This is a genomic window from Mycobacterium sp. (assembly GCF_035499775.1).
Classification (GTDB): domain Bacteria; phylum Actinomycetota; class Actinomycetes; order Mycobacteriales; family Mycobacteriaceae; genus Mycobacterium.
In genome coordinates this window covers 1-5,280 of the sequence record NZ_DATJYB010000449.1, presented here as the reverse complement: position 1 = coordinate 5,280, position 5,280 = coordinate 1, and the positions used below count along the sequence as shown (strand labels likewise).

The 5,280-nt window shown below is 65.6% G+C and carries 7 protein-coding genes; 4 read left to right on the top strand and 3 right to left on the bottom strand.

Features of this window, described 5'->3' with window-relative positions; all coding sequences use genetic code 11:
• Both VML93_RS27945 and VML93_RS27940 read left to right on the top strand, forming a co-directional pair.
• A partial coding sequence (locus VML93_RS27945) for a hypothetical protein (protein WP_325615502.1) occupies positions 1 to 258 on the top strand: 258 nt, incomplete at its 5' end.
• Positions 259 to 835: 577 nt separating this feature from the next.
• Positions 836 to 2,356 (top strand): adenylate/guanylate cyclase domain-containing protein, encoded by a 1,521-nt coding sequence (locus tag VML93_RS27940; RefSeq protein WP_325615501.1) that lies wholly within the window; start codon positions 836 to 838, stop codon positions 2,354 to 2,356.
• Between the two features lies 1 nt (position 2,357).
• Here VML93_RS27940 and VML93_RS27935 read toward each other — a convergent pair whose 3' ends face one another.
• A complete protein-coding gene (locus VML93_RS27935) occupies positions 2,358 to 2,561 on the bottom strand; it encodes a hypothetical protein (protein WP_325615500.1) in 204 nt (67 codons plus the stop codon).
• 118 nt (positions 2,562 to 2,679) lie between these two features.
• Here VML93_RS27935 and VML93_RS27930 point away from each other — a divergent pair, with 118 nt between their 5' ends.
• Both VML93_RS27930 and VML93_RS27925 read left to right on the top strand, forming a co-directional pair.
• A complete protein-coding gene (locus tag VML93_RS27930; RefSeq protein ID WP_325615499.1) occupies positions 2,680 to 2,958 on the top strand; it encodes a hypothetical protein in 279 nt (92 codons plus the stop codon).
• The gene (locus VML93_RS27925; protein ID WP_325615498.1) at positions 2,949 to 3,362 is read left to right on the top strand and encodes a type II toxin-antitoxin system VapC family toxin; all 414 of its coding nucleotides are present in this window, start codon (positions 2,949 to 2,951) and stop codon (positions 3,360 to 3,362) included. The genes VML93_RS27930 and VML93_RS27925 overlap by 10 nt, the downstream gene beginning before the upstream one ends.
• Positions 3,363 to 3,533: 171 nt before the next feature.
• On the opposite strand, the gene VML93_RS27920 is transcribed toward VML93_RS27925, so the two are convergent.
• Positions 3,534 to 4,511 carry an ERCC4 domain-containing protein gene (locus VML93_RS27920; protein WP_325615497.1) on the bottom strand — a complete coding sequence of 326 codons (978 nt, stop codon included), beginning with the start codon at positions 4,509 to 4,511 and terminating at the stop codon, positions 3,534 to 3,536.
• 3 nt (positions 4,512 to 4,514) lie between these two features.
• On the bottom strand, positions 4,515 to 5,280 hold a 766-nt coding region (locus VML93_RS27915), incomplete at its 5' end, for an abortive infection family protein (RefSeq protein ID WP_325615496.1).

Below are 5,280 nucleotides of genomic sequence, written 5' to 3'. Positions count from 1 at the left end.
TTCGCCACCCGATTGCTTTCGGTCATCAGTGGCGCGATCGCGGTACAAAAGGCGCGGTTCGCGGCCGCGATATCAACCGGTGTCGAGGTCGGTGCCGGCGGGGCCGAGCTTGGTGCGGCGGGAGCTGCCGACGTCGAGGATCTGGTCAGGTCGATGATGCCCACCACGAGCGCCGCCGTCGCCAGCACGATCGCCAGCGCCACGGCGGCCATCATCCCGTTGCTTCGGCGTGGCGGCGGCGCGGAGCGCTGGTCGTAGCCCAGTGGACCGGCCGGTGGCGCAGCGGCGCCAGCCGGTGCCATCGTGCCCGGCAACGGCTCAGGTTGCGCGCCTGGTACCCCGTGCTGTGCGACCGACATAGGTCCAGCCTAAAGGCCCTATCGGAGGCAGGCAGCGCAGATTCGGCTGATCGCCTGATCCCACTGGTCTCGGGTCGGATCAACTGCCTCGTCAAATCCTAGAAGGAAACACCATCTCAGCACGCTAGCGACCCCTGAACTCAGCACCGCGATTACCCACCTCCGTGATGTCCTCGGAGATCAGACCTACGAATCGCTCGCCGCAAGGGTGAGACAATGACCACCGCCGCCATGGTTGACCTACGCCGACGACCAAATCGACCGGGCCCGAGCAGAACTCGAACATCCTGGTTGAGTTGTGCGACTCGCGTGTCCAACGCGAGAGCGGCGCAGCATGTTCTCGATCGCCTTCGGGAGGCTGTTCGGCAGAACGTGGTACACCCTGCGATAGCCAGACGAGCATGCCCGGGTCGATTCCCGGGGCAGCTCCACTTCAATTGCCCAAATTGGGGCGCCCGACGTCTTACTCTCGCGGAATGGATCGCATCTGGCAGTGGGCGTGGGATCGGTACGGCGCAAGGTACTCGTGGGCGCTCAGCGCGATCACGTGTCCCATACCGGTGGCTATCTACCTTATTCCGTCGTTTAGCGTTGTCGCTCTCGAGAAGTCCGGTCATTACGTCGAGGCGGCCGCCATCACCGTTGCCGTCGTGCTGGTGTGCGGATGTGTGATGGTTCTTCCCGGCCGCCGATTATTCCGCCTTGTGGAGCGGTGGGCAGCCGGACGCGAGGTCGATCGGGCAAGCGCACTGGAGGCCACCTACACCTGGGCTCGGGGGTTTGTTGCCCGAGCGGTGGTGGGCAACGCGGTTTTGGGCGCCCTGGTTTTGGTCCTCGTCGGTGCGATCGCCGGAGCGGACGCATCGCGGCTCGTCCAGTACGGGATCTTGGGCACCGCCTTGGGAGCTGCCTACCCTCTGCCCGGTGTGCACAGCTTGATTGAAGCTGCGCTGCGGCCGGCAAGGGTCGCCATCGCCGGTGACACCGGGATCGGTGATTCCTTGCCCCGCTCGCGCCCAACTTTTGCCGTGTGGGCGAATGTCTCCATGCTCGCGGTCGCGTTCGCATACGCTGCCGCGGGCGCGATGCTGGCCGCCGTGTTTGATCGGGCCGGTAAGGCGCCGCTGCTCCTCTTGGCGATCGGGTGTGTGTTGACGCTCTTCTTTGCGGTGCCGATCACCGTCAGTGCCGCATTCGCACCGTTGTTGCGCCCGATTCGCGACCTCGCCGAGGGAACCCGAAGGGTTGCGGCGGGGGACTACAGCCAACGTGTGCCGGTGGTTCAAGACGATGACCTCGGTGCGCTCACGGCGTCGTTTAACCGCATGCAAGCGGGTTTGGCTGAGCGGCAACGGCTTCAGGGGGCGTTCGGGACCTATGTCGACCCATCCTTGGCGGCGCGGCTACTTGAGCAGGGTGACGATGTGTTCACCGGTGAGCGCCGCGAGGTGACGGTGATGTTTATCGACATCCGCGAGTTCACCCCTTTCGCTGAAGCGAATACCGCCGAGGACACTGTCGCCCGGCTCAACGCTTTGTTCGAGATCGTGGTGCCGGCCGTGGTGGATGCCGGTGGGCACGTCAACAAGTTCCTTGGCGACGGTGCTCTGGCTGTCTTCGGGGCCCCGAACGACCTCGCTGATCATGCCGACGCCGCGCTAACCGCCGCTGTGTTGATTCATCGCCTGGTCGCCGAGCGGTTCGGCGGCGAGCTGCAGATCGGCACCGGGATCAACACGGGTGTGGTGATCGCCGGAACCATCGGCGGCGGGGGGAAGTTGGAGTTCACGTTGATCGGTGACACGGTCAATGTCGCAGCGCGCATCGAGCAACTCACCAAAACCAGCGGCGACGCGATCCTTCTCACCCAGCCGTGCGTCGATGCCCTCGTTCGCCGACCGACCGGACTCACCGACCGAGGATCCCACGCGCTGAAGGGAAAGTCCGCCGCCGTGCAGGTCTTCGGCCTCGACCCGGGCACTGCTTGCGGTAGCTGACTCAGGTGTCGAAGTGGCTGGGGCACAGCAGCTGTGGTGTCTTGGAAATCAAACACCGACCAAGACCGCGGCGTTGTGCCCGCGGCGCGGAGCGCTGGTCGTAGCCCAGTGGACCGGCCGGTGGCGCAGCGGCACCAGCCGGTGTCATCGTGCCCGGTAACGGCTCAGGTTGCGGGCCCGGCACTCCGTGCTGTGCGACCGACATAGGTCCAGCCTAAAGGCCCTATCGGACGCAGGCACCGCAGATTCGGGTGATCGCCTGATCCCACTGGCCTCACCCCCATCTGTAGCACTTTAATATTCAAAAGTGCTACAATCTGGGTGTGTCGAGCGCTGAGGTCAGTGTGCGGGAGCTGCGGAACAACACCCGTTCGGTTCTCGATGCGATCGCGGCTGGCTCGACGGTCTACTTGACGAGCCATGGTCGGCGCATCGCCGAGATCCGTCCGCTGCCCGCAGCGGTGGATTCCGATGTGCAGCGGCTGATCGATGAGGTCAACCGTATGCCCGTCGTTGACTCGGGCGCGCGGGAGGAATTGGACCGCGACAAGCGCGCGTCGGTTCAGGCTGAGCGTGAGCGTGAGTCACGGCTGTGGCATTGATTCTGGACACGTCGGCGGTTATCGGATGGGTCGAGCGTCGCAACCAGAACGTCATTGAGGCGTTGGCTGCAACCGAGCGGCTGCCGGTTATCAGCATCGTCACGCTCGGTGAGCTGTTTCAGGGTGTGGAATCGGCGCGGTACGCCAATGATGCTGCGGCGTTGACGATTCGGCAGCGCACGCTGAGCCTGGCGCAGCGGCGCTTGCCGCGCGTCGGAGTCGACGAAAGTGACGCAAAGATGTTCGGTCGACTATCGGCGGCATTGTCCCGGACGGTGTCGCATAACGGGCGCTGGATCGCTACCGTCGCAATCCGGGTCAAACGAACGTTGGTGACCGAGGACGCCCAATTGGCCGCCGCGCTAGGACGTTGCGGGATCGACATCCCGATCATCGTCTGCTGACCCGCGAATCACGCCTACCGCTTTGAATAGATCTGGACATGTGGCGACCTGTTTGCGGGACGGACCTGAATGTCTCCGCTGTGCGGTCGAGATTCAGACGCCTCCCCACCAGGGGTCGGCTTAGCAACGGAACGAATCTGGGTGTTTTCGTGAGCTTGGTTGGACTTCAGCTCATGAGTGAGCTTCGCGCCAGGCTTGCCAGATGTCGGGATGGAGGCGACCGCGATCTGATACCGCGATCCCTGCGGCCCGTGCCCACGCCCGTACCTCGGCGGTCGATGGCGACGCGGCGTCGGGTGTCGTCGCCGTCTCGGTCGTGTCGATGGCTATGCCGATGCGCGTCGCGACCGCTCGCTCCGTCTCAGCCCAGCTGTACGAGGCCGCGAGGTAGCGGTAGGTCCATTCCTCGGCGAGCTGGCGTGTCTCGGCGAAGGTGATCGGTACTGTTGGCCACCGCACCTGGAGCTCGGCGAGCCCGTCAGCGACGACGGATGGGCGGACCCAGTTGAGTTTGAAGATCTGCGAGTAGCGGTCTTCAACAACAATGGCGGCGCGCGGCAGTGCGGCTAAGTCGCCGATGGCGTAACGCAGCTTGCCGTTGATCAGGCTGGATACCAGGTCGGCCAGCGATTTGCGTTCCACGGCGGCGACCAGTCGACCGTCCACGGTGATCCCGTAGTCGCCGCACGGCAGCGCGCGCTTGACGGTAGTGGCTTGCTGGGCGGCGAAGCGGTAGGCGTACTGCTCGCGGGTGTGGATGAGGATCGACAGGTCGGCGATGCCGGCGGCCCGGGCGGTGGGTGTGGTGACGGCCGGGCGGGCTTGCTTGCGGGTGCGCGGCGACTGCCAGAAGACGGCATCGCGGCCGCGGGCAGTCGTGAACACCAGCTGGGGTCGGTTCTCCCGGCCGCGGTCGAGGATCACGTCGATCGCCGCGCCGCGGCGCACGCAGGAGCGGAGCGACGCACGTTCGACGATCTCCGGCTCGGTCGGCCACTCGTCGGCGCCCACGGGATAGCAGTAGAGCGGCTTCGCTCGAGGCCAGGTGCCCGAGGTTCGGAACACCATCCCGCCGCTGAGCGGTAGCCGCAGCAGGTACCCCAGTCTGGAATCCGGGTCGGGATTGCGCGCGATCAGCAGCTCGTCCATCGGCTACTCGGTGCTCCGGTGCCGCCAGGGCGCTTCGGGGTCGGCGAGGGTGTCGAGCATCAGCTGGCACCAGGTGAGCGCCGCGTTGACCGCGAGGTGAGCGTGCCGGGTGCCCAGACCGACGCGTGCGGTTGCCGGACCGTGCCCGGTGCCCAGCCCGCGGTTGCGCAGCTCGGCGAGTCCGTCGGCTATGGTGGTCACCGCGCCGAGGATGCGCCTAACACCGACGCTGCCATCCGGATCGGACCCGGCCGAGGGGTCCAGCCCAAGCGAACGCTGTGCTGCACGAGCCAGTTTGGGTAGGTCGTACTTGTCGTCGAACGGCTGGCCGCGTTCGGTGAGTACCACCTTGGCGGTGCTTTCGATCAGTTCCTTGGCGCTGCCGACCGCGAGCGCGGGATCGTCGCTGATCGCGCGCCTAATGCGCTCGAAGCCCTCGCGGATGGCCGACGGGTCCGCGAGCCTCGCGACGGATTCGATCGACAGCTGCGGCCCGACTGGCGTGATCTGGCCGGTCTGCTCATCGACCTGGTAGCCGTCGCGGCGTAGCGATTGGTGAAAAGGGCGGAGGCACTGCGGCTCCCAGCCATTGAGCAACCGTTCAGCGACCCGGAGAAATCGGCCGACCTGTCGCGGATCGGTCCAGTCAACCCCATCCAGATATGACTGCGTGGTCTGCCGGCGCACGCTGCTGTCTTCGTAGCGGCAATCCGGGTCGGGGGCGAAGCCTTCATCTTGGAACGCGGTGTTGATCGTGCCGACCGTGCTG

Excerpts from the sequence above, each read along its gene's own strand:
- VML93_RS27940 (WP_325615501.1), top strand. The coding sequence starts at position 836 with ATGGATCGCATCTGGCAGTGGGCGTGGGATCGGTACGGCGCAAGGTAC.
- VML93_RS27935 (WP_325615500.1), bottom strand. The coding sequence starts at position 2,561 with ATGTCGGTCGCACAGCACGGAGTGCCGGGCCCGCAACCTGAGCCGTTA.
- VML93_RS27920 (WP_325615497.1), bottom strand. The coding sequence starts at position 4,511 with ATGGACGAGCTGCTGATCGCGCGCAATCCCGACCCGGATTCCAGACTG.